At 71.0% G+C, this 26,564-nt stretch carries 14 protein-coding genes; 7 read left to right on the top strand and 7 right to left on the bottom strand.

Annotation, left to right across the window (positions count from 1 at the left end; genetic code table 11):
* Nucleotides 1-13: 13 nt before the first annotated feature.
* The 5 genes from WMF24_RS09940 to WMF24_RS09920 all read right to left on the bottom strand — a co-directional run bounded on the left by WMF24_RS09940 (nucleotide 14) and on the right by WMF24_RS09920 (nucleotide 11,560).
* Nucleotides 14-7,807, bottom strand: a complete 7,794-nt coding sequence (locus WMF24_RS09940) for an RHS repeat domain-containing protein (protein ID WP_437736138.1) — start codon at nucleotides 7,805-7,807, stop codon at nucleotides 14-16.
* A gap of 100 nt (nucleotides 7,808-7,907) precedes the next feature.
* Nucleotides 7,908-8,858 (bottom strand): IPT/TIG domain-containing protein, encoded by a 951-nt coding sequence (locus WMF24_RS09935; RefSeq protein WP_437736137.1) that lies wholly within the window; start codon nucleotides 8,856-8,858, stop codon nucleotides 7,908-7,910.
* Nucleotides 8,859-8,871: 13 nt separating this feature from the next.
* Complete coding sequence (locus tag WMF24_RS09930; RefSeq protein ID WP_437736136.1) at nucleotides 8,872-9,879, bottom strand: IPT/TIG domain-containing protein; 1,008 nt, start codon at nucleotides 9,877-9,879, stop codon at nucleotides 8,872-8,874.
* A 46-nt stretch (nucleotides 9,880-9,925) separates the two neighbouring features.
* On the bottom strand, nucleotides 9,926-10,510 hold the full coding sequence (locus WMF24_RS09925; RefSeq protein ID WP_437736135.1) for a hypothetical protein: 585 nt from the start codon (nucleotides 10,508-10,510) through the stop codon (nucleotides 9,926-9,928).
* Nucleotides 10,511-10,555: 45 nt separating this feature from the next.
* Nucleotides 10,556-11,560 carry a hypothetical protein gene (locus WMF24_RS09920; protein ID WP_437736134.1) on the bottom strand — a complete coding sequence of 335 codons (1,005 nt, stop codon included), beginning with the start codon at nucleotides 11,558-11,560 and terminating at the stop codon, nucleotides 10,556-10,558.
* Between the two features lie 412 nt (nucleotides 11,561-11,972).
* Between WMF24_RS09920 and WMF24_RS09915 the strand changes: the two genes are divergently transcribed.
* The 4 genes from WMF24_RS09915 (at nucleotide 11,973) to WMF24_RS09900 (ending at nucleotide 16,245) form a co-directional block, all read left to right on the top strand.
* Complete coding sequence (locus WMF24_RS09915; protein WP_437736133.1) at nucleotides 11,973-12,533, top strand: hypothetical protein; 561 nt, start codon at nucleotides 11,973-11,975, stop codon at nucleotides 12,531-12,533.
* Between the two features lie 72 nt (nucleotides 12,534-12,605).
* Nucleotides 12,606-12,746, top strand: a complete 141-nt coding sequence (locus tag WMF24_RS09910; RefSeq protein ID WP_437736132.1) for a hypothetical protein — start codon at nucleotides 12,606-12,608, stop codon at nucleotides 12,744-12,746.
* Between the two features lie 187 nt (nucleotides 12,747-12,933).
* On the top strand, nucleotides 12,934-13,359 hold the full coding sequence (locus WMF24_RS09905; RefSeq protein WP_437736131.1) for a nuclear transport factor 2 family protein: 426 nt from the start codon (nucleotides 12,934-12,936) through the stop codon (nucleotides 13,357-13,359).
* Between the two features lie 513 nt (nucleotides 13,360-13,872).
* Nucleotides 13,873-16,245 carry an SUMF1/EgtB/PvdO family nonheme iron enzyme gene (locus tag WMF24_RS09900; RefSeq protein WP_437736130.1) on the top strand — a complete coding sequence of 791 codons (2,373 nt, stop codon included), beginning with the start codon at nucleotides 13,873-13,875 and terminating at the stop codon, nucleotides 16,243-16,245.
* Between the two features lie 59 nt (nucleotides 16,246-16,304).
* Here WMF24_RS09900 and WMF24_RS09895 read toward each other — a convergent pair whose 3' ends face one another.
* Nucleotides 16,305-19,109, bottom strand: coding sequence for a hypothetical protein (locus tag WMF24_RS09895; protein ID WP_437736129.1), 2,805 nt, complete (start codon nucleotides 19,107-19,109; stop codon nucleotides 16,305-16,307).
* 441 nt (nucleotides 19,110-19,550) lie between these two features.
* Between WMF24_RS09895 and WMF24_RS09890 the strand changes: the two genes are divergently transcribed.
* From WMF24_RS09890 to WMF24_RS09880, 3 genes are all read left to right on the top strand, one after another.
* Nucleotides 19,551-20,567, top strand: coding sequence for an ABC transporter substrate-binding protein (locus tag WMF24_RS09890; protein WP_437736128.1), 1,017 nt, complete (start codon nucleotides 19,551-19,553; stop codon nucleotides 20,565-20,567).
* A gap of 55 nt (nucleotides 20,568-20,622) precedes the next feature.
* Nucleotides 20,623-23,448, top strand: a complete 2,826-nt coding sequence (locus WMF24_RS09885) for an ATP-binding protein (RefSeq protein WP_437736127.1) — start codon at nucleotides 20,623-20,625, stop codon at nucleotides 23,446-23,448.
* Nucleotides 23,449-23,544: 96 nt separating this feature from the next.
* Nucleotides 23,545-24,615: a response regulator gene (locus tag WMF24_RS09880; RefSeq protein ID WP_437736126.1), complete on the top strand. Its 1,071-nt coding sequence runs from the start codon at nucleotides 23,545-23,547 to the stop codon at nucleotides 24,613-24,615.
* A gap of 47 nt (nucleotides 24,616-24,662) precedes the next feature.
* Here WMF24_RS09880 and WMF24_RS09875 read toward each other — a convergent pair whose 3' ends face one another.
* Complete coding sequence (locus WMF24_RS09875; RefSeq protein ID WP_437736125.1) at nucleotides 24,663-26,498, bottom strand: hypothetical protein; 1,836 nt, start codon at nucleotides 26,496-26,498, stop codon at nucleotides 24,663-24,665.
* Nucleotides 26,499-26,564: the final 66 nt, after the last annotated feature.

Here is a 26,564-nt window from a genome sequence, read left to right as displayed (position 1 = left end):
GTATCCTCCACGCCTAGAAGAGGTAGCGCTGCACGAGGGCGATACGGGATTCGCGGACGTTCTCGTCCAAGGCCACGACGAAGGTTTGCTTGACGATCTTCTCGAGCGCCTGCTGCGTGAGGTAGCCGGTGAGCGGCGCGAAGTTGCGCGCGGCCACCCCGCTGGCGACCCCGCTCAGGGTGAAGGGGCCCGGTCGGACGTAGGCCCCGGCGCCGCGGAACGCGCCGCCGGCGCCGCTGCCGAGGCCGTAGGCGAACCCGCCCACGAGCGCTCGCCGGGTGACCTCGCCGGTGCCGGAGCCGGCGGCGGCCGCCGACCCGCCGGAGAGGAGCAGGCCCGACGTGAACCCGGACACGCCGCGCTGCACGACGCTGGCCTGCAGACTGTTCAACACGGTGTTCTCCACCGCGTTGTATGCCACCCTCGACGAGAATCGAACCGCGGTGTTGCCCAGCGCCTCTCCGGCGAAGCTCACGGCGATGCCGGCGGCCAGATAATAGCCGAAGCTCGCCGGGTTGCTGTCCGCCGGCGCCAGCGAGTAGCCGTTGTAGAGCCCGAAGCCCTCGGCCAGGACGATCGAGCCGGTGCTCAGCCCCACCAGGGGCGCGCCGAGCGCGCCGGCCGCGGCGGTGAGCCCCGCGATTCCATAGGAGGTGCCGTAGTCGAGGAGGTCCGTGCCCTCGGCGCCGCGCGCGATGCCCACCGCGCCGCCGACCGCCCGCCCCGCGGCGTAGGCGCCGAGCAGGATCGTGGCCCCCGCCAGCACCGCCGGGGTGGCCGGCAGCAGGGCGCCGACCGCGATGCCGGCCGCCGCGGCGCCCACGACCGCGCCGATGACGCCGAGCACGTCGCGCCAGGACTCGCCCGTCGGATCGGCCAGAGAAACGGGGTTGTTGCCGACGTAGGCGTACGGCGTTCCGAGCTGCCGCGCTGGATCGGGCGCGTAGAAGCGGCTCAGGTTCCAGTCGTAAAGGCGAGCGCGGTAGTTGTAGAGCCCGTCGTCCAGCGTGGCGCTGAACGGGTCGAACTCCTGCCCGGTGTAGCGATAGCGCAGGGTGTCCGGCGTCCCCGTGGTCCGCATCAGCTTGCCAAAGGGCATGTAATCGTACGAGGCCACCACCCCGCCCGTGGAGTCGATGATCACCCGGGTCGATCCCAGCGCGTCGCGGAGCACGTTGTACGTGGCGCCGCCGCGCACGAAGGCCACCCGCCCGTTCGGCGTGTAGACGTGGAGCGTCACCACCTCCGCCCCGCTCGTGTCCCGATCGATCTCCACGAGCGGCTGGGCGGCGAGGCCGTGCACATAGAGCGTCGCGCGGGTGGCGCCGCCGGTCGTCACGGCCTTGTAGACCCGCCGGGCCTGCTCGTCGTACCGGAACGCAAGCGTGGGCTGAGCGCCGGTCGCAACCGCGACGCTGGTGGCCCTGGTCCACAGCGGGTCGTAGGTGATCGTGCGGATGGAGGGGAGCGCCGACGCCACCGATCCCGAGGGCGTATAGGTGAACTGCGCCGAGACGCTGCCGGAGACCTGGGCCACCTGGTTGGGCACCTGATAGGCATACTTCAGCATCGTGTTGCCGCGGTTCAGCTGGAGCAGGTTGCCGCTCGCGTCGTACTGGACCCCGGGGCCGATGCCGATTCCCCACTCGGTGTTGAGGTTGTTCAAGGCGTACTTGAGCTGGCCGAGCCCGTCGTACGCGTACTGGTTCGTGTAGCCGGCCGGCGCGCCGCTCCACACGGGGCTGTAGGCTTCGGCGGCGACGAGCCCGCTGTAGTAAGTCGCGCCCTTGTAGCCGGCCCCGGGCTGATCATAGAGGAGCGTCTGGGCCAGGTAGCGGTAGCTCACCGTGGAGATCCAGCCCGGCGAGTTGTACGTATAGGTGCGGCTCACCCCCTGCGATCCCCAGACGCCGAGAGACTCCTTGGCGATGGCCCCGTCGGCATCGTAGAGGTACGAGGCGAACGCCGGCGCGCCGTCCTTCGCGGCGGTGTCGAGGAGCCCGCGACGGTTGTACGTGTAGTTGACCACGAGCGTGGAGGAGTCCAGATACGTGATCGTGGCCGGGTTCCTGAAGTTGTCGTAGGTGTAGTCGACTCGATAGGTGCTCGATCCGTAGTCGGCGACGGTGAGCGCCACGGAGGCGACGTTGCCGGCCGCGTCGTAGGTCATCGACTTCAGCACGTCGGGCTTGCGCGCCCCCGCCGCCGTGATGTTGACGGAGGCGAGGCGCCCCAGGTCGCCCGATCCCGGGCCGAAATAGGCGCGCTGCACGCGCGGCGTGAGCGGCGAGGGCGGGACGTACGAGGGCGGCGCGATCGCGGGGAGCCGCGACCAGTCGCACGTGGTCGTGCCGTCGTCGAGCGGGCGCCCGACCGCGTCGTAGGTGAAGTATTGCACGACGTTCGCTGCCGGGTTCGTGTTCACGCCGTCCGCGGTCATCCGGAAGCGCAGCCGCCCCGAGGCGTCGTAGATGGCGCGCGTGTCCCCCTCGGTCCGCCCCGAGGTCTTCACCAGGTGGCCGAGGTAGTTGTACTGCGAGAGGACCGCGTAATCCGAGCGTTGCGTGGGCGGCGGGGGCGCGGCGGCGTCGGGGGGATAGACGGTGATCGCGCGCCCGCTCGACGTCCAGACGTAGGAGTACGTCGTCGTGGCCAAGGTCGCCCCCGAGCTCGCGACCTGCTGGACGATCAGGTTGCCGCCGCGATCCACCGTGGAGGTGACGATCACCCCGTCGGGGTCCGTCTTCGTCGTCACGAAGTAGCTCCGCAGCGGGAGCGAGCCCGTGGTGTTGGTGCCGTAGGCGTACCGCGTCGAGTGCTGCCCCACGGCGAAGCTCTTCCCCGGCAACCCCACCTCGATCACGCGCCCGAGCGGGGACGCCTCGAAGACAGAGCGGCTATAAGGATAGCCCTCGTCCGCGGGGAGATAGGTGGTGATGGCGCCCGTCATCACGCCGTCGCTCCACACGCTGTCCGCGTTGGTGATATAGTCCGTCCGGTAGCCGAAGAGAGCCCCGGCGCCGCCCACGGTGTAGGTGGCGGACTTGGATTGGATGGCCCCGCGGGCGAGGCCATCGAACAGGGTCTGGGTGACCGACACCGTCCCTGCCCCCGTCATGACCTGCACCTGCTGCGCGTTGCCGAGCCCGTCGGCATAACTGATCTCCAGCGTCGGCTCGACGAAGGTGACGAGATCGCGGAACGCGGCCGGGGCCTGCGCGGAGAGCGTCACCGTCCCGGGGACGGCGCCGCTCTGGATGGTGTCCACGAGGAGCCAGCCGCCGGACCAGAAGAGCACCCGCCCGTCGACGTAGGCGAGCGTCCACTCCCGGTCGTACGGGAAGCTGCCGCCGAGCGGGTTGGTGAGGGGCACCGCGCCGAGGTAGTAAGCGCCCTGTCCCGGGTTCGCCGGATCGGGCTTCCAGGAGACCTGCACGTTGCCGAGCGAGAGCGAGACTTGCCCGGCGAACGCGCCTCCCGAAGGCGGGTCGATCTGGACGCGAACCCCGTAGTTCTGCTGTCCGGTGTATCCGCTCCAGGTCGCCGTCCCGCTCGTCCCCGCGTAGACGAGGGCGCCGTTCGCCGCCTGCCACCGCGAGGCGTCGGTGACCTGCCACTGCGACGCCCAGTCGGCCTGGAAGGGCAGATACGCGCCGCCCGCGCGCGCCCCGCAGGTCGTGACGGCGTTGGGCAGCGACGGCGCGGCGTTCGTCGCCCCCGCCTGCCGCGCCAGGAAGTCGAGCGTGAGCGCGTTGACGGACTCGGCCGGCCCCACCGTCGCGACCCGGCGCTGAAAGCCGTCGTGGAGATAGCGCATGGTCCCGTCGAGGGAGAGCTCGGCGGAGACCACCAGATTCGGCGCCAGGTACACCGAGGCTCCGAAGGCGCACACGGCGGGCGCGAACACGAGATCGTCGAGCAGATAGAAGGCAGACGCCTTCTGGGTATACGCCGAGATCGTCACCGTCACCGTCGCGCCGGACGTGGAGGGGGAGATCGGCCCGCTCTCGATCCGCGCCCAGGCCCCGGCGGTGTCGGTGATGGGCAGGCGCTGCACCGGCCGCCCGTCCGAGAAGGCGATCTCGACGTGCGCCGAGCCCGGATCGCCGGCGAACCCAGGAGCCGTCTTCACCCAGAAGGAGAAGACGTATGCCCGCGCCTGGGTGGCCGGCGTGAAGCTCCGGCGCAGCGCGAGGGTGGGCGACGACGAGCCCGACGCCGGCACGCGCAGGCTCGCGACGCCGGTGTGGGCGTCCTGGGTGTCGCTCGCGGCGCCGCCGGACAGGGCCCATCCGGACGCCGCCTCGTAGTCCTCGAATCCGCAATACGACGCCTCCTGTCCGGCCACGGAGGCGTTCTGGAACTCGGCCACCCTGAGGGACTGGGTGGTGTCGTAAAGGGTCGAGATCGTGATCCCGTCCTGGTTCGTGGCCTCGAGCGTGAGCCCGTACGAGGACCGCCGGCTCACCTGGGAGGTCTTCAGCCAGGTCGAGGTCGGCGGATCCTGGTTGCCGGACCACGCCGTGAAGTTGAAATCCGTGGTGTTGCTGAGCGCCTGGAAGGTCTTGAAGGGCGCGTACTGCGTGCCATTCCAGGGCTGCCATGTCGTCGCCGTGATGGCGGTGGCGATCGCCCCGACCGTGCGCTTGCTCTGGGCCACCTGCACGAGCATGTTGAGGGCGGCCATGGCCGGATAGACCTCGGCCGCGTAGGCGACGACATCGGAGATCTCCTCGACGGAGCCGTCCCACGCGGTGTTCGTGGCGGTCGTCGACCGGAGGAGCCCTGCATCGTTGTACGTGCTGGTGACGGTGCCGCTCACGCCGTCGGTCGTGTTGTCGGATCGCGTCTGCCGGAGCCGGCGCCCCACGGTGACGTGCGCGAGCGGGGCGAGGTAGGCCATCCAGTAGAGCGTCGTCCGCGCGGCCTCCGCCGCGGCCGAGGTCCGGGCGATCTCGCAGTAGGTGAGCCCGGTGAAGAGCCCGTAATACGAGCTCGCGTTGGTATAGGCCGTGTCGGCCGGGAACGGCAGCGCGAGGAGCGCGCTGGGCAGCCCGTTGAAGAGGTACTTCTCCGTGCTGCCATGGGGCGCGCTCCCGTCCGCCGCAGCGCCGGAGGCGATGGTGATCTTGTTGTAGAGGTTCGCGTAGCCGGAGGGGGCGCTCGTGGCGCTCGCCTGGTCGTAGGTATAGGCGATGGAGCGCTTGCCGAAGCCGCCGTCCACGTCGACGCGGGTGACCACGTAGTTGGTCACGGGGTCGATGAGGCCGTCGGCGACGAGGGCGTGGATCTGGAGCGAGCCCGGCGTATCGAAGGACCCGGTGTAGCTCACCAGCCCGAGCGGCCCGACGAGCTGCGTGGAGGTGGTGTAGATCGAGCGCCCGGTGAGCACGATCGGGGACAGCGGGGCGCCGTTCTTGAGCGGGATCACATGGCTGTCCGCGCCCTTCTGGTAACAGAGGAACCGGGAGCCCGAGATCTGTACGCTGGCGGCGTTGTTCTTGGCCACGTCGTCGGGGATGGTGCCCACCACGGCCCAGGAGAAATCGGGGTTCTCGTAGTAGAGCTGATCGCTCAGCAGCACGAAGTTGCTGGGGAACCGGATGGTGCTGCTGGTGCGCGGGAAGAACCCCCACTCCGTCTCCTGGCGCGAGGGCCGGTTCGCGCCGTTGAAGGCACCGACGGCGAGCTGCCCCGTCGCGGGGAAGAACTCGGTGATATCATACGCATAGCCGAGGATCTCGCCGTCATACGCTTGCTCGACGCGGCGGACCACCTTGTCGAAGCCATAGGCGAGGAGCCTTCCCCCGGTCTGGTTCGGGTAGCGATAGGCGCGGTCCGAGAGGTCCACGTGATGGCTGAAGTCGCGCCCGTCGAAGCGGAAGACGTGGGTGTCGATCCCCACGAGCGCGCCGCGGATGGCGACCGTGTAGTGCTCGCCCACCCCGGTGGTGACGAGATCCGTGGCCCGCGGCGACCCATAGCGCGCGTCCCAGGTGATCGCCTGATACCGGTATTCGTTGAGCCCGAGGCGGTCGTTCTCGACCTCGAGGATCGCGAACGCGTCGCCGGCGAAGAGCTTCACGCTGTCGGCGTTCTGCGCGGTGGTGACGATCGGTCCCTGGAAGCCCGTCTGCCACGCGCCCTGATCGTCGATGTAGAGCAGGCGGAGCTGGGCGGTCTCGTCCGGGCTGGAGTACGGCCGGGCGATGACCGCGAGGTAGTTGTGATCGCCGGCGACGCTGTAGCAGGGGCTCTGCGTGGCGTAGGGGAGCTGGATGGCCGCCTCCTGCGTCCACGACGCCCCCGTCCACGTGAAGCGGAGCAGCTGGCCGCTCTGCTTGCCGAGCACGGCGACGTAGCGCCGCCCCGCCACGACCTCGACGGGCTCGCCGTCGGTCAGGGAGGTGAGCTCGAAGCGGGCGTACACGTGCTTGCCGGGCTGCGCCGCGTCCTGGTGAACCAGGTCGAGAGAGGGCTTGACCGGCGAAGAGACGGTGTACGTCGGGCGGTAGATGGCGAAGAGATCGGCCGCGGTGGCCACCTGCAGGTTGTCGTACTGGTCGTAGACGCCGATGTCCGGGAGCGCGTCCTCGACCCACCGGCCCGTCCAGGTGTAGACGTAGACGTCCGCGAAGCGGCTCGTGCCGTCGTACCAGGTCACCACCGTGTAGTTGGCGTACGCGTAGACACGGGGCTTGGAGACTCCGGTCTTGAGGATGCTCGTGGTGCGGTCCGCGATCGGCCGCGCCGGGGAGGCGGCCGTGTGCGTATATTGAAAGACCCCGCCCTCGGGGAGGGTCACGCGGTCGAGCACGCCGAGCGGCGCGCCCTTCGCGTCCTGGTAGAGATAGGCGAGCTTCAGGCTCGGGAGCGCGGCCCCGGCGGCGCTCGTGAGCGTCACGCTGGTGAGGTAGCGCTTGGCGAGGAGGCCGTCGCCCACCACGGCGTAGCCGAGCGACACGGTCTCCAGCAGGCGCCCGGCGGCGTCGGTGACGCGGATCGACGAGAGGAAGCGCGTCTCGTAGCGATCCTGGTAGGCGTTCGGGGTGTTGTACTGACCGCTGTGCGGCGCGACATACTCGCGCTGCCCGGAGGGTTCTTGGAGCTTGTCGCCGTACTGGAGCGAGATCACCCGCCCCACGGAGTCCGTGATCGAGAGCAGATAGGAGGCCCGCGTGTAGGCGAGCCCGCCCGCGCCGACCGCGATGTTGTCGTCGGGATAGGCCGAATAGGCGTAGGTGAGCGTGTCCCCGAACGGCGAGGTCACCGAGGCCAGGCTCCAGATCACCGCGCCGCGCGACTGGCCGCTCGTCTGGCTGCTCGCCCCGAGGAAGGCGCCCCAGCGCACGCCCCACTGCACCGCGTTGCCCGCCGCTCCCCCGAACCGGAAGACGGTCCCGTCCTCCTTGGTCACCGTCCAGCCCTCGTTCGCCGCGTCGTAGGCGATGAGCCACGGCTGCCGCCCCTCGGCCGTGAACGCCGGCGTCTGGCCCGGCGCCGCGGTGTTGACGAGCCGCGTCGCCGCCTGCCCGGCGACGTGATAATAGGTGATGTTCCCCGCCGCGGCGCTCTGGTCGGGCACGGCCACGATGTACTCGGTGTCCAGGGAGAACCCGAGCCCGACGACGCCTGTCCCGGCCTCCAGGTTCCAGGTGCCGGCGCTGGCCTGCACGCCGCCGTCGTAGCGGATCGACACGCGGGCGCGGAGCCCGTTCCTGCCCGGGAGATCGATCAGCCTGACAGGGAACGTTATCTGGCCGGTCAGGTGGTTAACGCTCTGATTGAGAACATCGGCCGTCAGCATGATGCGAGTCCTTTCTGACCGCGGTGTCACGCGGGGAGATGAGGGCGGCCCGCCCTCGCGGGTGGGCGCCGCCTCACACGATCGCGAGGCGGCGATCGACTCAGGCGTTGTAGTTGAAGCGCTGGTCGAGGACGGCCGTGCTCCCATCCGGGTTGGTCGCCACGACGTAGACCTCACCGGCGGCGGTGGCCGGCGGCGTCGTGCCGTCGATCTCGACGGAGGAGACGAAGGTGGTCGTCGCCACCGCGCCGCCGAACTTCACCGTCGTGTCCGGCGTGAGGTTCGTCCCGCGGAGGACGAACCTCGTGCCGCCCGCCGCCGGGCCTTGCAGCGGCGAGAGCGAGGTCAGCGTCGGGACGCTGGCGTTGCGGCTGATCCGCGCGACGCCGTTCGACCCGGGAGAGCCCGTGTTGCCCGGCGCGCCCGCGGTGCCCGTCCCGCCGGAGGGCGACTGGGGCCCTTTCCCACCGTTGGCGTGGCCCCCCGCGCCAGGCGCGCCCGGATCGCCGCCGGCGCCGCCCGTGCCCGCTGCGCCGCCGGAGACATCCATGGTCACGTTCCCCGGCATCTGATCGTAGAACACCGCGATCGTGCCGCCCTTGCCGCCGTTCCCGCCGTCGCCGCCCGGCGCGCCGTTGCCGCCGTCACCGCCGTCGCCGCCGGCGGCGATGGGCGTCGTGCACGCCCCGTTCTTGCCGCCGTTTCCGCCGTCCTGCCCCTTGCCGCCCTGGCCTCCCTTGCCGCCATCGCCGCCGGCGCCGCCCACGGCAGCGACGGTGATGTCGCCGGTGAGGCTCGACACCGTGATCGTGCAGTTCGGGCCGGGCTCGCCGTCGTCCCCGGCGCCCCCCGCGTTGGAGGCGTCCCCGTTGCTCCCCTTCTGCCCGGGCAGGCCCCGCGTGGCGGCCTTGCGGCTCCACGCCTCGCACACGGCATCCTTTCCATCACCCGCCCTGGGTGGGTTGGGCGGAGGCGAGGACAGGCCATCGGCGCCGTCCTTCCCGCTCGCGCCCTGCACGCGGATGCCCGTGAAGCCGTCGTCACTCTTCATGGCGCCGCTCCTCTCAGGTGTACGTGAACTTCGAGTCGAGGACTCCGGTGCTTCCATCCGGGTTGATGGCCACCACGAACGCCGCGCCCGAGCCCGGCGGCGTGGTGCCGCGCAGCGTGGTGTCGCTGACGTAAACGAGGTTCGTCACCGCGACCCCGCCGATACGCACCTCCGTCGCGACCTTGCCGCTGCCATCGACGACGAAGTTGGTACCCGAGATCGTCACCGAGGTCCCGCCCGCGGCCGGCCCGTTGTTGGGCGAGATGGCGGTGAGGCTCACGGCAGGCGGGTTCACCCGGAAGTTGAGCTCGCCGTTCCTCCCGGGGGTGCCCGGATCGCCCTGAGGCCCGCTGCCGCCAGGGGCGCCGCCGGCGGCCGTCCCGCCGCCGCCGTTGGACCCTCCCTTGCCACCGTCGCCGCCGCGGCCGCCGGGGCCGCCGGGGCCGAGCGGGCCGCCGGCGACGTTGCCGGTCAGATTGAACCCATTGGCGTTCGTGTAGAGGATGGTGATGATGCCGCCGTCGCCGCCATTGCCGCCCGCGCCGCCCTTCGAGCCGTCGCCGCCGTCGCCGCCCTTGCCGCCGCTCCCGGCGCTGCAGCAGTTGCCGCCGCTGCCGCCGTTGCCGCCCTCGCCGCCCGTGCCGCCGGGCCCGCCGGCGGCGCCGATGCCGCCCGCCGCGCCCGTGGAATAGGCGACGATCGGCGTGAGCAGATCGCGGACATAGGCCGTCGTGCTCCCGCCGGACTGGCCGTCGGTGGCGCGCGAGGGCGGGACGCCCGTGCCGCCCTTGTCGCCCGCGGCGCCGTCGCGATCGCTGGAGGAGTTGCCGCAGCGACTCCAGGTGTTGCAATAGCCGTTCGCCCCGCTGGCGGCCTTCCCCGGGGACGAGCCGGGCTGTCCGATCGGCGGCGTCACGCCGGCGACCTTGCCGCTCAGGTCGATGTTCGTCCCCGAGTCGCTGGGATCGACGAGCTTGATATCGCCGAAGAACGGGATGCTGGCAGTCTTCTTGTTGTGCATCGGAAACCTCTCTTCTCGGTCTGTGGGGTGGTGGTGCCCGGTCGCCTCAGCTCGACTGCTTGGCGATGTACGTGGCCTGGATGGAGAGGTTTCCGGAGCTGACGATGGTCCCGCCCGGGTGGAACAGGATGGTGTTGGCGAGGAGCAGCGCGGCGGGGTCGGAGAACTTCAGCTCGCCGCGGACATCGAGCGTCGTGTAGATGTAGGTGGGGATCGAGAACGGCGCGAAGTACTTCTCGAGGGCGCGCTTGTACCAGCCCACCTGGCGAGAGTCGCCGTAGATGTAGCGGCGCGCGGCGTCGCGCAGGGCCTGGGCCTCGGCGGCGTCGAGCTGGCAGAGGTCCTTCTCCAGGTCGATCACGGTGGTGGGCGCCGTCAGCTGGCAGGGGGCCCCCTGGTGGAACACGGAGTCGGGGGTGCCGATCCACCGCTTCACCACGTCGAGATCGCTGGTGCGGAGGACGAGGTGGGTGCCGCTCGTGTCCTTGCCCTGATCGAGGTGGAGCGTGGCGTGGGCCGGGACGACGAGGTGACCGCGCATGTGCGGGTCCCCCGTGAGCCCGTAGCGGGCGAGCATGGATTCGACGTGCGCGCGGTCGCGCGCGTCCAGCTTATCGATGGTGTGTTGCATGGCTCCTCGTGTTGATGGGTGTCGAGAGGGGGCGAGTGAAATGGTTCAGCCCTTCAGATAGAGGTTCAGCCGGACCTCGCCGGCGGCGTCGAGGCCGAGCCCCAGGAACACGGCGGTGGCGGCGCGCGCGAGGATCTCCGGGAGCACCGGCGGCGGCGCGAGCCCGAAGGCCGCGCACGCGGCCTCGATGCGATGCACCCACTCCTCCGGGGAGAGCGCGAGGCAGGCGCGGCAGCCGCAGATGTCCACCTTCACGTCGGCGAGGGCCCCCGACTCCAGCGCGAACCCCGCGCTGAAGACGGGATAGGTGACCCGGAGCTCTCGATCTCCGGCCATGATGTGGAAGAACCGCCGCAGGGGCTCGTCCCCGAGCAGCGGGAGCCCGAGCCGATCGAGGAGAATGGGCGCGACGACCCCCCACTGGACCTTCACCCGCGACAGCGCCGGCGTGACGCCCTCGACGCCCACGCCGCCGAGCCCGCCCACCGCGTCGAAAGCGGAGAGGAAGCGCTTGGCGAGCGAGGCGTCCGGCAACATGCGATCGAGCCACGCCCGCCCGCGCTCGAGCGACTCGAGATACGAGCCGACGCGGCCGTCGAGGTAGATCCCCACGCCCGGCGTGTCGATCGCTGCGGCCAACCAGAGGATCCGGCTCGTGATCAGCTCGAGGGAGGCGTCGTCCTCCGGCAGCCAGAGGTCGACGGCGGCGTCGAGCACGGGGGCGAGCCGCGTCGCGGAGGTGAGCGGGAGCAGCCGGGCCAGGGCGTCGCGGAAGAGGGCGAGCCGCGCGCGACAACCACGCTCCTCGGGCTCGGGGTCGCCGATGATCCGGTATCGGCAGCCGCTCCGGGTCGAGGTGATGCACAGCTCGAGCGGCGAGCCGTCGTCGTTCAAGGTGGAGGGCCGGCGCCCGCTCACCTCGGGATGGACGCGCATCGTCTCGGCCAGGAGCCGCGTCCTTCCCCCGCTGCCGGCGAGGCGATCGGCGAGATCCAGGAGGCGCGCCTCCGGCGTCGAGCACGGCGACACGGGCCCCGGGGATCCGGCCATGGCACCGAGTCGAGGCGACGGGGTGACTTCGATGGTGGATTCGGACATACCCGCGAGCGCTGCAATCGATGTACCGCGGACATTCCACGGCCCGTGCGGCGACGATCCCTGCGGAATTCAGGGCGAACAGGCCGCCTCTCTCGATGCCGGGCCCTCCGCGACGCAACGGCGACCTGCCGGCTCCGGCAAGCATTTGCCGGCCAGCTTGCCGGCGCGGCAAGCATTTGCCGGCCAGCTTGCCGGCCGGCAAATGCTTGCCGGGCCGATAGCGCACGTGGCCACGCCCATGGTGATGGTCTATTCCCGTCCCGCGCCGACCGCGCCACCGCCCCGCGCCTCCCGTGCCTCCCCGTCACGCTCACGCACCGCCGCCCCGCCTCCCCCGCCCTCCCCCTGTGGTACCCTCCCCCGCATGGGTACCGCGACCTCCCCCTCCCCCCGACGGCGCTCTGCCCTGCGCTGCGCCCCCTGCGCGACCCTCCTGCTGGCCGCCTGCGGCCCCGCGCCCGGCCTCGGCGAGCCGCGCGCGCCGGAGCCGCCCGCCGCCGAGACGGTCTACATCGTCATCCAGGATCCGCCCCCGACGGCCCCAGTGGCGACCGACGGCTGGGTGCCTGACGAGGCCCGGGGCGACAACCCGTTCGAGCGCACGCGGACCTGGATCGGCGATTACGACTGTCCGCAGGGCACGACCCAGATGACGTTCCGGATCCTCCAGGTCAAGGACGACCGCATCAAGGCCATCTTCGACTTCCGTCATGCCGACTCCGGCGCTTCCGGCAAATACCTCATGCTCGGCCGCTACGACGCCGAGACGCGGACCGCGTCGTTCACGCCCGGCGCCTGGCTCGAGCGTCCACCCAACTACGTCACGGTGAGCATGAAGGGCGACCTCGCGCTCGACGGCTCGCTCTTCGCCGGCCGCATCGAGCACCCCGAGTGCGGCGCGTTCCGGCTCCGGCCGGCCGGATAGCTCCGCGCTCTCCACGGCGCCGCGATCAAGACCGTCGTCGGGCGGGTGCTCGCCGTGGGCGCCGGCGGCCAAATGGCGCTCCAGGTGCCGGCGAACACCGGCGTTCGCGTGATCGAGCGCGACGAGATCGGCGGCTATCGTGTCGTGGTCTGGAATGACGCCGCTCACCTCGGCGGCGCGCTCGCCGGGGCGCTCTCCGCGCCCCCGGCGTGACGCGCGCCGCGCTCGGCGCCGCGCGCACGGCAGCGCCCCCCGCGCCGTTCCGCGCGCGGCCCCCTGAGCCGCTGCCGCGCGGGGCCGCCGCCGCTGCCGCGCTTGACGTGGCAGCGAGGCCCGATACCCTCGCCCGAGCCACAGGAATGGACCGCGCCGGAGCGGCGCCGTGGCGAGGAGCGTGCGCATGGACGACCGACGGGCTGCGATCTCCCGGGAGGAAACCCGCTGCGTGTTCGAGCAATGGTTTGCCGCCTGGTCCTCCGGCGACGTCCCGGCGCTCATCTCGCTGCTCGCCGAGGACTGCACGTGGGACGACGTCCCCAACGCGGTCCATCGCGGCAAGCAGGAAGCGGAGGCGCTCGCCCGCGCCACGTACCAGATGGTGCCGGACCTCCACCTCGAGATCCTCAACGTGCTGATCGGCGAGGGTTTCTTCGTCGCGGAGTACCAGGCGACAGGGACGAACGCCGGCGGAGCGCCCGGCATCCCGGCGATCGGCAATCGATTCTGCATGCGAGGCGCGGCGGTGCTGGAGCTGCGCGACGGCAAGATCCACCGATATGCCTCGTACTGGGACACGAACAGCATCACGAGACCGTTCTCCGGATAGGAGCGCGATGGTTCCTTCCCATGGAGGATCGATGACGCCGGAGAAGACGACGGATCCCGCGCGCGGCGCGCTGGACGGGAGCCGAGGGGCCTTCTCGGGGACCGCCGTCGTGACCACCGCCTCGTCAGATGCCGTGACAATAACCATCGAGTGAAGTCAAGCCCCATGCAACATGCAGGTAGAGCGCGACGCCGGTCGGCCTGCCTCCGCGACGCGGTCGCTGGCGAAGGGGTTTAATGCTGGGCGGCGGCCCTCCTGCGCGAGGCACAAGGACCGCGATCATCGTCGTCTCCTCGGAGCGCGAGAGCACTCCGTCCTCGACGCAACGGACGCACGTACCGCCCCCTCCAAGCTGCGTCGTCCGTGATCTCGCGTTTCGTGCCGAGGCCTCGCGCGGCGCTTCCAGGCCGTGGACAGCAAGACGGCCGACCGCGCCGCCACGTCCGCCATCGGCTCACCGTCGGCTTCGGGTATACTCGCGGCCAGCCCGAGGGCGCCTGCGCGGTTAGGACCATGCACGAGCCGATCGACGTCTTCTTTTCCTACGCACAGCAGGACGAGGCGCTCCGCCACGAGCTCGAGAAACACCTCGCGGTTTTGAGGCAGCGCGAGGTCATCCGAGGCTGGCATCGGGGGCGTGTTGGGCCAGGCGAGGAGAGAGAAGGCGCGGCGGCAGCGGCGCTCGACCGTGCGCGCGTCATCCTGCTGCTCGTCAGCGCTGACTACCTCGCATCGGAGGACTGCTATCGTGTGGAGATGGAGAAGGCGCTCGAGCGGCACCGCGCCCGCACGGCGCGGGTGATCCCCGTCCTCCTGCGCGCGTCCGACTGGCACGACGCGCCGTTCGCGCAGCTCGCGGCGTTGCCCGCGGAGGGCAGGCCCGTCACGAGCTGGCCGAACCGGGACGAGGCATGGGAGCACGTGGCACGAGGGATACGCCTGGCCATCGAACAGCTCGGTCCGCGGATCGCTGGACCTTCGCATGCCAGGGGAACTCCGGTGAGCCGGAGCGCGGCGCCCGCTTCCGCGGCCCGGGCTCTGACCCCCGCGTATCCGGACGCCGCGACAGAGCTGCTCAGCCGGCAGATCGAGGCGGCGCGGGCGCGCAGACTGGAGCTCACAAAGGGCGGATTCACGACTGCAGAGATCGATCGCGAGATCGTCGCGTTGCGCAGGCAGCTCCGCGAGGGGGGGCAGGTCCGCGAGGGGGACTCGCTGGAGGACGGGCGCTATCTCCTCCTCGAGCGCGTGGGACGCGGCGGGTTCGCCGTCGTCTGGAAGGCGCACGATCGGGTGAGGGACGAGATCGTCGCGGTCAAGGCGCTCCACGCCAACCTCGCGGGCGACCCGATCGCGCGAGAGCGCTTCTTCCGGGGGGCGCGCACGATGGCGGAGCTCAATCACCCGGCGGTCGTGCGCGTACTCGAGCAGCGCGGAGAAGACGGCGGCCATCACTACTTCGTCATGGAGTTCATCGCCGGGGGCGATCTGCGTAAGGCTGTATTGAGCAACAGGATCTCGAGCGCGGAGGCGCTCGCCGCCATCGTTGGAGTAGGCGAGGCGCTCTCGGCGGCGCACGAGAAGGGCTTCGTCCACCGTGACGTGAAGCCTGCAAACATCCTCTTGGACGACGATGGCAAGCCGAGGCTCAGCGACTTCGATCTCGTCGCTGCTGGTGATACGACCGGTGGGACGAGGACCGGAGCGCTCGGCACCTTTGTCTATGCGTCGCCGGAGAGCATGAATCGCCCGCAGGACGCCGGTCCGAGGGCGGATGTCTACAGCCTGGCGATCACGGCGTTGTTTTGCCTCTACAGGGCAGATTTACCGTTCGATGTTCTCCGGGACGTAGACCGGTTCATCGATTCGATCCCGTGCAGCGCCGCGACCAAAGCGGCGCTGAAGCGAGCGACAGCGTTGGAGCCGGAGAAACGGCTCGGGAGCGTGGCCGAGCTGTGCGAGGCGCTGCGGGGGGAAGGAGCACGAGCGGGGGAGCGGGACCAAGCGCCGCCGCGCGAGCGCACAGCCCGAGCGGGGGGAAGGCGGGCCCGGGCCCTCGTCGCTGCCGGCGCGCTGGTGCTCGCCAGCCTCGGGGTTGCTGGGTGGCGAGCGTGGCGGCTACCTGCAAGCTCGCCTCCAGCGCTTCGCACGCTCGCGCAGGAGTGCCCGGCGGGCATGGTGTTCGTTCCTGCTGGCACGTTCACGATGGGATCGCCGAGCGGTGAAGGCTATTCGGCCGAAGAGCTCCCACCGCGCGAGATCACGGTGAGCGCCTTTTGCATGCATCAGACGGAAGTGACCGTCGCGCAGTACCGCCAGTGCGTGGAGGAGACGCGCTCCGGACTCGCATGCAGGGTAACCGGTGAAGACCGCGGCTGCAACTGGGGCGAGAACGGAATGGATGCGCACCCGGTCAACTGCGTGGACTGGCAGCAGGCGGACACCTACTGCGCCTGGCTCGGAGCGCGCTTGCCCACGGAGGCAGAGTGGGAGTACGCGGCACGGGGGCGCGACCGCCGTACCTACCCCTGGGGGAACGAGTCCCCCCGACCTGCGCTCGCGAGCGCGCAGTTCGCGAGCGCGATCTCGCCGACGAGAACGTCCCCCGTGGGGTCCCACCCAGAGGGGGCCAGCCCTTTCGGTCTGCTCGACATGGCAGGGAATGTGTACGAGTGGACCCAGGACTGGTACGCGCCCTACGACCCATCGGCCCTGGTCAATCCCGTTCGTTCGACGAGGCCCGAGAACGTGTCGCGGCGCGTTGTCCGCGGCGGGAGCTGGCGAGACGACGCGCCGCGGCTCCGAGCGGCGCACCGGGCATGGTACGAGGGCTCGGACCGCGGCCGCACCGTCGGCTTCCGCTGCGTGAGCGCGCCGCAGCGATAGCGTCGCGCTCTTCGTCGGAATCCGCGCCCCGGAGCGCGGCGCCGGCCCGCTCTCTCACATCACGGCGTGCTCGCCGGGTCCGCCGGGTCGCTGCCCTCGTCCAGCTCGTCCCGGTCGCGGTAGCCGTCGCCGTCGCGATCGATCCCGATGCGCACCCCCGAGCCCGGGGGAGCGCACGTGTACGTCAGCTCGCTGTTCTTGTTCCACACCCGCTGCCGGAGCGCGGCGTCGGTGATCGGCGGCGCGTCGATCCGGTCGCCGACGAACAGGCCCGCGCCGACGTAAACGAAGCCCCGCTGCACATGGTTGTGAAGCCCCTTCACGACGAGGTCGCACTCGCCCTCGTCCGCGCGCGCGCGCAGCAGGTCGATCCGCGGCCCGACGACGGCCTCGCTGCCCTTCGTGAGCGTCACCTGCTGTCCCACGATGGGCGCCATGTTGCTGTCGAACGCGAGGAGGAACTGCTCCAGCTCGCGCCGCATCACGTCGCCCTGCGGCCCCGCCGGGAACCCGCCCGGGGTGAGCGGCGACTCGTTGAACCCCATGTCGGGGGTCATCGAGCTCACGAAGCGGAACAGCGTGGGGACGCCGCCCTCGTTGTTGAAGCCGAACCCGCGGACCTGGTCGCCCACGTGATCGTCGCTGCCGGGGAAGAGCTCGTTGTCCCTCATCCCGAACATGCCGACCTTCTGGTACAGGTTGCGGAAGTGCGGCGACTTGAAGGCCTCCGTCTCCAGGTCGAACGTGTACCGCCCGTCGGTCCCGAAGAAGCCCGGCGCGGCGACGCCGAACTCCTCGTTCGCGTGCGGGTCGAGCACGTGGCACGAGACGCAGGTGCCCTCCTCGCTGAAGTCGGACACCGCGTTGAAGAAGAAGTCGCGCCCCGCCGCCTGCGCCGGGGTGAGCGAGTTGTCGAGCGCCCGGATCGGGTTCGGCGGATACGTGACCTGCAGGATGAAATCGGCGAACGCCTGCATGTCGGCCTCGGGGATCGTTTCGCTCCTCCCCACGAGATCCGTGAACGCCGCGTTGAACTTCTTGAACGCCGCCACCTCGTCGAACGTCCCGCTGTCCGGGTGCGCGCTCGGCTCCTCCGCGCCCGCGGTCCGATCGCCGCGCCAGTGCATCGGCCCGTGATTCGCCATCCCGCGGAGGCTCTGCGTCGTCATCGGCCCCTTCATCGGGTGGTGCGTGTCGGGGATCCCGAAATCCAGCGGGTGTGACTCGAACGGCCCCGGGATGTCCACGACCGCCTCGTCCGGGTTCCCGAGATCCCACGCCAGGCTGTCGAAGTCGCCGTACACGTGGCAGCTCGCGCACGCCGAGTCCCCGTGGCTCGACGAGAACGTCGCGTCGTAGAGGAACCGCCGGCCGGCGACGACGCTCGGCGGCTCGGGGTTGTGCATGGGCACGTGCGCCACCTCGGACTTGCTGACCGTGCTGATGACCGAGATCGCGTTATCGAAGCGCGTGATCGTGTAAAGCCGATCCCTCGCCTCGTCGAGCAGGAGCCCGGTCGGCCCGCCGCCGGGCACCGCGATGTGGCTCGCCGCGCTCGGCGTGAAGGTGTCGTTCTCCAGGGCGGCGGTGCTGAACACCCCGATCCTGGACGACCCGATCGTCGCCACGTACAGCGTGCCGCCGTCGCTCGTCACGGCCATCTGCTGCGGCAGCGCGAGGCTCTTCTCGTTCTCGGCGTTCGGGAGCGGCGCGCAGCACGCCTCGTAATCGATGTGCTTGTTGAGGTGCCTCGGCGCGACGCCGCCGGCCGGGTCGAGCACGGTGATCCTGCTCTCGTGGAGGTGGCCTCGAACGCTGTGGCCGGCGAAGATGCCGGGCCCCTCGAAGCGCTTCTCGTTCCCCGCCTCCGTGTTCGAGACATAGACCTTCCCGCTCACCGGGTTGACCGCCATGTTGTAGAGGATCGTGCCGACGCCGGCATAGAACCCCGCGGCGCCGGGGAGCTGCGCCGGCGGGCTCGCGTTCGCGTCGATCACGAACACGTCCTTGTCGGGCAGCGACAGCCGCACGTAGTCGTCCCAGTTCCGATTCAGCTCGTCGACCCAGTGGGCGCCGTCGTGCTTCAGGATGAGCCCCGTCTCGGGGTGCGGGATCCCCTCGAAATTCGTCGCCGGCCCGGGCACGCCGCCCGCCGCCTCCCCGCCGTTCGGCACAACGCCCTCGTGGATCGCCGTCGTGCGGTTTCCTGAGTGGAAGGCCGCCGCATACACCTTGCTGCCGTCCGGCGTCACCGCCAGCGCCCGCGGGGTGTCGCTGAACAGCGTGACGATCGTGAGCGACGTGCCCCCGAGCGTCGCGCCGAGGTCGCCGGCGTCGAACACCCACACGTCCGCGCGGCCGACGCCCGGCGTCGTGAGCTGCGGATCGTACGGCACGTTCTGGCCGCGGTGGGCCGTCGTGATGAAGGCGCGACCCTTCCCGGGCCCGGCGAACACGATGTCCCGCGGCTCATCGCCCACGAGCAGCGTCCGCACGACCCGGCCCGTGTGCGCGCCGTCGGTCAGCTCGACGACGCTCACGCTGTCGGACAGGTGGTTGACGACCCAGACCTCCGTATCGCTCCGCGCCGCCACGGCCACCGGCTCGAGGCCGACGGGGATGGTGGCGCGGTGCTCGAGGCCATGGGGCTTGACGCGATACACCTCGAGGTGATTGTCAGGGGTGTTGACGGCGAAGAGCAGCTTGCCGTCGGGAGAGAGCGCGAGCGGACGCACGTGTCCGCTCTCGAACAGGGTGAAAGGCGACTCCGCCTCGGCAGACCTGCCGGCCGTGAGGCACGCGAGCAGCGCCGAAGCCGCGACGAGACGGGCGAGAAATGGACGCGCGAAAGAAACCGGGGCCATGGCCACCTCCGGAAGTGAGGGTCTCCTCGAAACGATTGCGATGACGGGAGGACAAGAGGCGCGGAGATTCGAGGCTATTCGTGGCCCGTTCGAATTGCAATACTGCAATGCACTGCTGTTCCTTGTTCCCATTCGCCACCTCGTCTTCTTGCTCTTTGCATTCGCTCCTTCGTGCCGTCGCTCGACGTACACCTGCGCCCGATCACCCACGCGCGCTCTCGATGGCTGGTCGGGTGTCCGCCGTGAGGACCGGGAGATCGGCCGCGCCGCGGCAAAACACGGACGCCCCGTCGTACGGCGTCGCGGCGCTCGCCAGGCTCATGGTAGGCTGCCCAACATGTACGAGTTCTCGCCGTCGGGCCGCCGCCGCGACGCTGGCCAGCTGTCTCCGGCGTCCGGCGGCGCGCGGAGGATTCCCAAAGAATCATGAGGACATCGGCCATGCGACGCCCCCTCGGCCGGCTCGCCGCCGCGGCGTTGTTTCTCGTCGCGGCGTGCGAGCCCGGGCCGTCGCCCGGCGCGAGCGGCGCGAGCGGCGCGCGCGGCGAGGGGGCGCGCCCGCCGCTCCGCTTCAGCCACGGCTACTGGCTCGGGTACTTCCCGCTGTCGATCGCCGAGGAGAAGGGCTTCTTCGATCAGCAGGGCGTCGACGTCGAGCTCCTCTTCAATCCGGACCTGTACGGCATGATCTCCGATTTCACCGCGGGGAAGGTCGACGGCTTGCCGTGGACCATGGAGGTCGTCGTGCGCGTCCTCGCGAAGGAGCCGGACGTGCGGGTCGTCCTTTACTCCGGCCAGACCGCGGGCGCCGACGTCATCATGGCGCGGCCGGAGATCCAGACGATCGCCGATCTCAAGGGGAAGCGGATCGCGGCAAAGACCGGCGCGATGGGCGAGATGCTCGTCGGCGAGATGCTCGAGAGGAACGGCCTCGCGCTCGACGACGTGACGCTCGTCAATACGCGCGAGACCGACGTCATCCCGTTCCTGCAGAACAACACGATCCAGGCAGGCCACACCTGGGAGCCCTACGCGACGCAGGGGGCGAGCTCCGGCGCCAAGGTGATCTTCTCGAGCAAGGAGACGCCCGGCCTGTTCGCCGACTTCACGATCTTCCGCGCCTCGGTGCTGCGCGACCGGCCGGACGACGTCCGCGCCTTCCTCCGGGCCTGGTTCCAGGCCGTGGACTACTGGAAGGCGCACCCGCAGGAGGGCAACGAGATCATCGCGAAGGCGCTGAACATCCCGGCCGCGGACATCAGCACGGAGGGTTACGAGTTCTTCTCGCTGGAGGAGGTCCGGCAGAGGTTCGCGCCGGGCAACGACCCCACCTCGCTGGCCTGGCTCGTCGACAAGCACGTCGAGTTCCTCGTGCAGGACGGGCAGCTCGGCCGCCGCCCGGACATCCACCGGATCTTCGACTCGTCCTTCCTGCCTCCCCCAGAGAAGGCCGAGTGATCGCCCCGGCGCCGCGCGCAGGGACAGCCGCCCCACCGGAGACGCAACGAACGCGATGAGCCGCCCGACGCAGCAGAAACCCCCGCTGTTCACCCTCCGGCTGAAGCTCGTGGTGGCGCTCTTGACGGTCGCGCTCGCGCCGCTCTCGATCCTCACCTTCCTGAACAAGCGGACGAACGAGACGGTGATGACCGAGGGCGCTCACCAGGCGCTCGCGGCGGCCGCGTCGCAGGCGGCGACGAGCGTCGACGACTTCATCGAGAGCAACCTGGACGCCGTCCGCGTCGAGGCGCGCCTGCCCGGGCTGACCGGCTACCTGAGCCTCGGCGACGAGGCCCGGAAGACCGCGGCCGAGGAGCACGCGTTCGCGTCGAGGACGCTGCAAGGGCTCATCCGGAAGGACACGATCAACATCCTTTCCTATGCGCTGCTCGACGAGCGCGGGCAGAACATCCTCGACACGAACCAGGCGCCCGCCGACAGGGACGAGTCGCGGCGGGACTACTTCGTGCGCGCCGTGGAGACGGGCCTGCCCTACGCCTCGTCCGTCGTGTTCGCGGGCGCGGTGCCGCAGCTCGTCTTCAGCAGCCCGATCCGCGACGCGGCGAACAAGAAGCGGACCATCGGCGTGCTCCGGTGCGTCTACAACCTGTCCGCCGTCCAGCGGATCATCCTGGAGCAGACCCGCCTCCTCGCCGAGTCGGACGCGTTCGCGGTCCTCCTCGACGAGCACCACGTCCGCCTCGCCCACGGCCGCTCGCCGGACCTCGTCCTCAGGTCGCTCGCGCCGCTCGCGCCCGCCGTCGTCGAGCAGCTCAAGGCGGAGCGGCGCCTCCCGGAGAGGGCCGCCGCCGAGCTGTCCACGGAGCTCCCGGGCTTCGACGAGGGCCTGCGCCGCTTCGAGCAGGAGAAGGACGCGAGAACGACGGCGGCGCGCTTCCTGCGGACCCGGACCGCCGTGACCGACGACATGAGCGTCGTCGCCTTCGCGCGCGTGAGCGCGTTCGAGGGCATGCAGAAGCCCCCGTGGACCGTCGCGTTCATCCGGCCGGAGCAGGCGTTCCTCGGCCCCATCGAGGCGAAGACGACGCGCGACGCGCTGCTGCTCGCCTCGGTGATCGCCGCGATCGTCACGGCGGCCGCCGTCGTCATGGCGCAGCTCCTGACGAGGCCGATCACCCGCCTCGCGCACGCCGCCTCCCAGCTCGCGGCCGGCAAGCTGGACACCGCGGTCGAGGTGCGATCGCACGACGAGATGGGCACGCTGGCCGAGGCGTTCAACCGGATGGCGCGCCAGATCCGCGGATCGTTCGAGGAGCTCGAGGAGCGGGTCGAGCAGCGCACGGCCGAGCTCAAGGAGGCGAAGATCGCCGCGGACGCCGCCAACAAGGCGAAGAGCGAGTTCCTCGCCAACATGAGCCACGAGCTCAGGACCCCGCTCAACGGCATCCTGGGTTATGCGCAGATCCTCCGCCGCTCCCGGGGCATGAGCGACCAGGACCGGCGCGGGCTCGACGTCATCTATCAATCCGGATCTCACCTCCTCACGCTGATCAACGACGTCCTCGATCTCGCGAAGATCGAGGCGCAGACGATGGAGGTCCACGCGAGCGATTTTCACCTCCCCTCCTTCCTGCGCTCGACGGCCGAGATCTGCCGCGTGCGCGCCGAGCAGAAGGGCATCTCGCTCGTCTACAGGCCCGATCCCGATCTCCCCGCCGACGTGCACGCCGACGAGCGGCGGCTCAGGCAGGTGCTGATCAACCTCCTCGGCAACGCCGTGAAGTTCACCGAGAAGGGCAGCGTCACCTTCACGGTGAGGCACCTCGGCGGCGCCGAGCGCCCGCACCTCGGCGGGCCGCGGGACTCGAGCGCCGGCCACGACGCGCCGGCCCGGGCGCACCGGGTGCGCTTCGAGATCGAGGACACCGGGCCTGGCATCCGCCCCGAGCAGCTCGACCACATCTTCCTGCCGTTCAAGCAGGGCAGCGAGGGCAAGCGGCGCGTCGAGGGCACGGGGCTCGGCCTCGCGATCAGCCAGCGGATCATGAAGCTCCTCGGCAGCGCGATCGAGGTGAAGAGCGAGCCCGGCAAGGGGAGCGTCTTCTGGATGGACGTCACCCTCGCCGAGTCCTCGCGCCGGACGCAGGCCGCGGCGCAGCGGCCGAAGGCGGCGATCGTCGGTCACGAGGGCAGGCGGCGGACGGTCCTCGTCGTCGACGATCAGCCGGAGAACCGCGCCGTGCTCGTGGCGATGCTCGCGTCCGTCGGGATCGAGACGGCGGAGGCCACGAACGGCAAGGAGGGCCTCGAGACGGCGTCGGCGCGCGCGTTCGACCTGGTGATCACGGATCTCGCGATGCCCGAGATCGACGGCTGGGAGCTCATCCAGCTCCTCCGGCGAGCGCCGGACCGGGCCGGCCTCAAGATCTTCGCGTCGTCCGCGAGCGTCTTCCTGGCCGACCAGCACAAGAGCCTCGCCGCGGGCGCGGACGACTTCCTGCCGAAGCCTGTGCAGCTCGAGGAGCTCCTCGACAAGCTCGAGCAGCACCTCGGGCTCGTGTGGGTCCACGAGCCGCAGGGCGACGCGGGCGGCGCGGGCGGCGCGGGCGATGATCCCGCGGACGCGCCGCCCGGATCGCGCGCGCCCGAGGCGCTCGAGAGCGCCGATCCCCCCGCGGTCGTCCCCGCCGCCGAGGAGCTCCGGGCCCTCTTCGATCTCGCGCACAGGGGGCTCCACAACCAGCTCCAGAAGCACCTCGACAGGCTCGCTCGGGCCGACCCGAAGCTCGCGCCGTTCTCCAGGCACCTGCGCCACCTGATGAAGGATTTCAGGATGGATGCGGCGGAAGACTTCATCAAGCAGCACTTACGCGACTGACGACGTTGGGCGGCGCGCTCGCGGGAGGCGACATGCGGTCGCGCGCGTCTTGAAGGAGTGAAGATGGATGCCAGTGAAGCCGGAACGATACTGATCGTGGATGACAACCCGAGGAACCTCGGGCTCCTGTCCGACACCCTGACGGGCTCGGGCTTCGACGTCGCGGTGGCGGTGGACGGCGTACGCGCGATCCGGCTCGCGAAGGAAGGGACGCCCGATCTCATCCTGCTCGACGTGAAGATGGATGGGATGGATGGATTCGAGACCTGCCGCCGGCTCAAGGGCGATCCTGCGACGAGCGCGATCCCGGTCATCTTCATGACGGCGAGCACGGATCTGTCCGCAGACCGGGTGAAGGGCCTGAACCTCGGCGCCGTCGATTACCTCGCCAAGCCGTTCCTGGACGAGGAGCTGCTCGCGCGCGTCCGCGTGCACACGAAGCTGAGGAAGCTGACGAAGAGCCTGGCGGCGCAGGTGGAAGAGCGCCTCGCGGCGGAGTCGGCGCTGCAGAGGCTCACCCAGGAGCTGGAGCAGCGGGTCGCGGAGCGCACGGCCGAGCTCGAGCGCGCGCTCGCGGGGCTCAGGCAGGCGCAGGCGGAGCAGGCGGAGATGGCGGCGGCGCTGCGCCGGTCGAACGAGCGCCTGGAGACCGAGGTCGCGCGCCAGACCGAGGAGCTGCGCCGGACGAACGAGCGCCTGGAGCAGGAGCTCGTGGAGCGGGCGCGGGCCGAGGAGGCGCGCGCGGCGCTCCAGGCGGAGATCATCCAGGCGCAGAACGCCCGCCTGGCGGAGCTCTCCACGCCGCTCATCCCGATCACCGATCACATCATGGTGATGCCGCTCATCGGGACGATCGACTGCACCCGGGCGCAGCAGGCGCTCGAGGCGGCGCTGAGCGGCGTCCACGCGAACCGCGCGCGGGTGGTGATCATCGACGTCACCGGCGTGACGGTCCTCGACTCCGAGGTCGCGAGCACGCTGATGAGCACGGCGACGGCGCTTCGCCTGCTCGGGGCGAGGACGGTGATCACCGGCATCCGGGCCGAGCTGGCGCAGACGCTCATCGATCTGGGCATCGATCTCGGCGCGGTCGTCACGAAGGGCACGCTCAAGAGCGGCATCGGCTACGCGCTGAGGCAGGCCGGCGACGGCGCTCCGCACCTCTGACGCCGCGCCGCGCGCTTCAGCGCGCGTCTGACGCCGCGCCGCGCGCTTCAGCGCGCGTCGACGCGCTGGAGCCCGGGGAGCTGCGCCCGGTAGCCGAGGTAGCGCCCGAACCCGCGCATCGCCTGGTTCCAGTGCTTTGGCTGCTTGACCCGCATCGCCTTCACGCCGGCGTCGGCGAGCTCGTCCCCCACGGCGATCCAGTGCGGGTCGCGGGTCAGCGCGTAGGCGGCGCCGAACACGGGCACGATCAGCAGGTTGAGGTCGGCGGTCCCGCTGTCGTCGTACGGGTCGGTCTCGCAGCCCCACAGGTAGCGGAAGGCGCGCCGGTCCGAGGTGATCGCGCGCTCCTCGAGCCAGCCGGCCGCGCGCGCGACCACCTGGCGCACGCGCGGGTCGCCGGTGAGCGCGTGGTACTCCATGAGCGCGTCGACGAGCAGCGCGGTCATGAACGGCGAGCCGCCGCGCGGCCCGCGCTCGCACTCCGACGGGTCGGCGCGGTAGAGGTCGTGCTCGAACGCGCCCGACGCGCCCTGCTGCTGCCAGGCCACGGTGCGATCCGCGAGCCCGCGCAGCGCCGCGAGCACCTCTGGCCTGGGGTCGAGCGCGTACGAGCTCGCGAGGGTCATCATGGCCCAGGCCATGTTGCGCTCGGTCGCGCGAAGCACGTCCTCCTTTGCGCCCGTTGCGCCCGTCGCGCCCGTTGCGCCCGTTCCGCCGGTTCCGCCCGTGAGCGCCGCGAGGTTCATCCGGAGCGCCTCCCCCATCGCGAGGACGGCCTCCTTTGCCGCCGGGTCGCCGGTGAGCAGGTAGTCGTCGAGCATCCCCTGGCCGAGCATGCGCCGGAGGGCGTGCCACGCGAGCGGTTTCTCGGGGCTCCAGGCCTCCGTCTCGCACACGTGGATCGCGAGCCGGCGGTCGGGCGAGAACCGGAGCTCGTGCTGCCTGTACCAGACGGCCTCGGCGCGCGCGCGCCTGTAGCGGACGGCGTCACCGTTCCGGAGGAAGCGCTGGTAGAGCGCGTGCGGGCCGTCGTAGTACGTGCGGTGCGGGCCCGAGCAGCTCACGCCGTACGAATCGTACGCGGGCGACATGCGGTCGAGCCCGCGCTCGATTCCGATCTCGAACCCCGGGAAGCGGCGGTCGTCCATCGCGGGCAGCTGCGGCCCGCACACCTGGCTCGCCGCGTACCACGACGGCGGCAGCACGGCGGCGACAGGCCCGTCCGGGTTCGGCAGGAGCGCCTCGTCGAGCACGGCGCCCTGCGCGACCTGGGCGCCCTGGGTGATCGGCGCGCCTGCCCGCTGCTCCGGCACGCCGGCCCGCTGCCCCGGCGCGCCGGCCCGCTGCCCCGGCGCGTCGGCCCGCTGCCCTGGCATGCCCTCCGGGGGAAGCGCCGGGGCGCCATACTCGAGCGTGTAGATCGCGCGCTCGCCCGGCGAGAGCGCGGCGCGGAAGGCGACGAGCGCGCTGCGGATCGAGCGGCCCTGGGGCCAACCGGCGAGCGGCTTCGCGCGCAGCGGGACCGGCGCGCCGCCCCCGTCCCGCAGGCGGATGAGCCGCACGTCGCGCAGCGCGCCCGGCGCGAACGGCACGGCCGCCGAGACGACGACCGCCGCTGCCGGCGCGGCGCTCGCGCGTGGCGCGCGCTCTTCGGGCGCGCGCGCGGTCGCGCCGTCGCCGCCGTCCGCGACGAGCAGCAGCGGCACCGAGCCCGCGCGCGGCGGCGCCGGCCGCGCGGCGGCGTGCGCCTCCACGACGGCGCGGACGCGCGGCTCTGCCCGGCGCGCGACGGCCACCCGGGCGGGCAGCCTGCTGCAGCCCGCGCAGAGGAGCGGCGCCGCGACCAGCAGCGCCGCGAGCCGGCGGCGGGCGCCGGACCTCATCTTTGCTCGTTGCGCATCCACACGGCATCCGATGCCCGGCGCCGCGGCGCATCGCGGCCGAGCCCG

It is taken from the genome of Sorangium sp. So ce1335 (genome assembly GCF_051521615.1).
Classification (GTDB): domain Bacteria; phylum Myxococcota_A; class Polyangia; order Polyangiales; family Polyangiaceae; genus Sorangium.
Note: the sequence above shows the minus strand (reverse complement) of the source record. Positions and strands in the feature narration are given on the sequence as shown.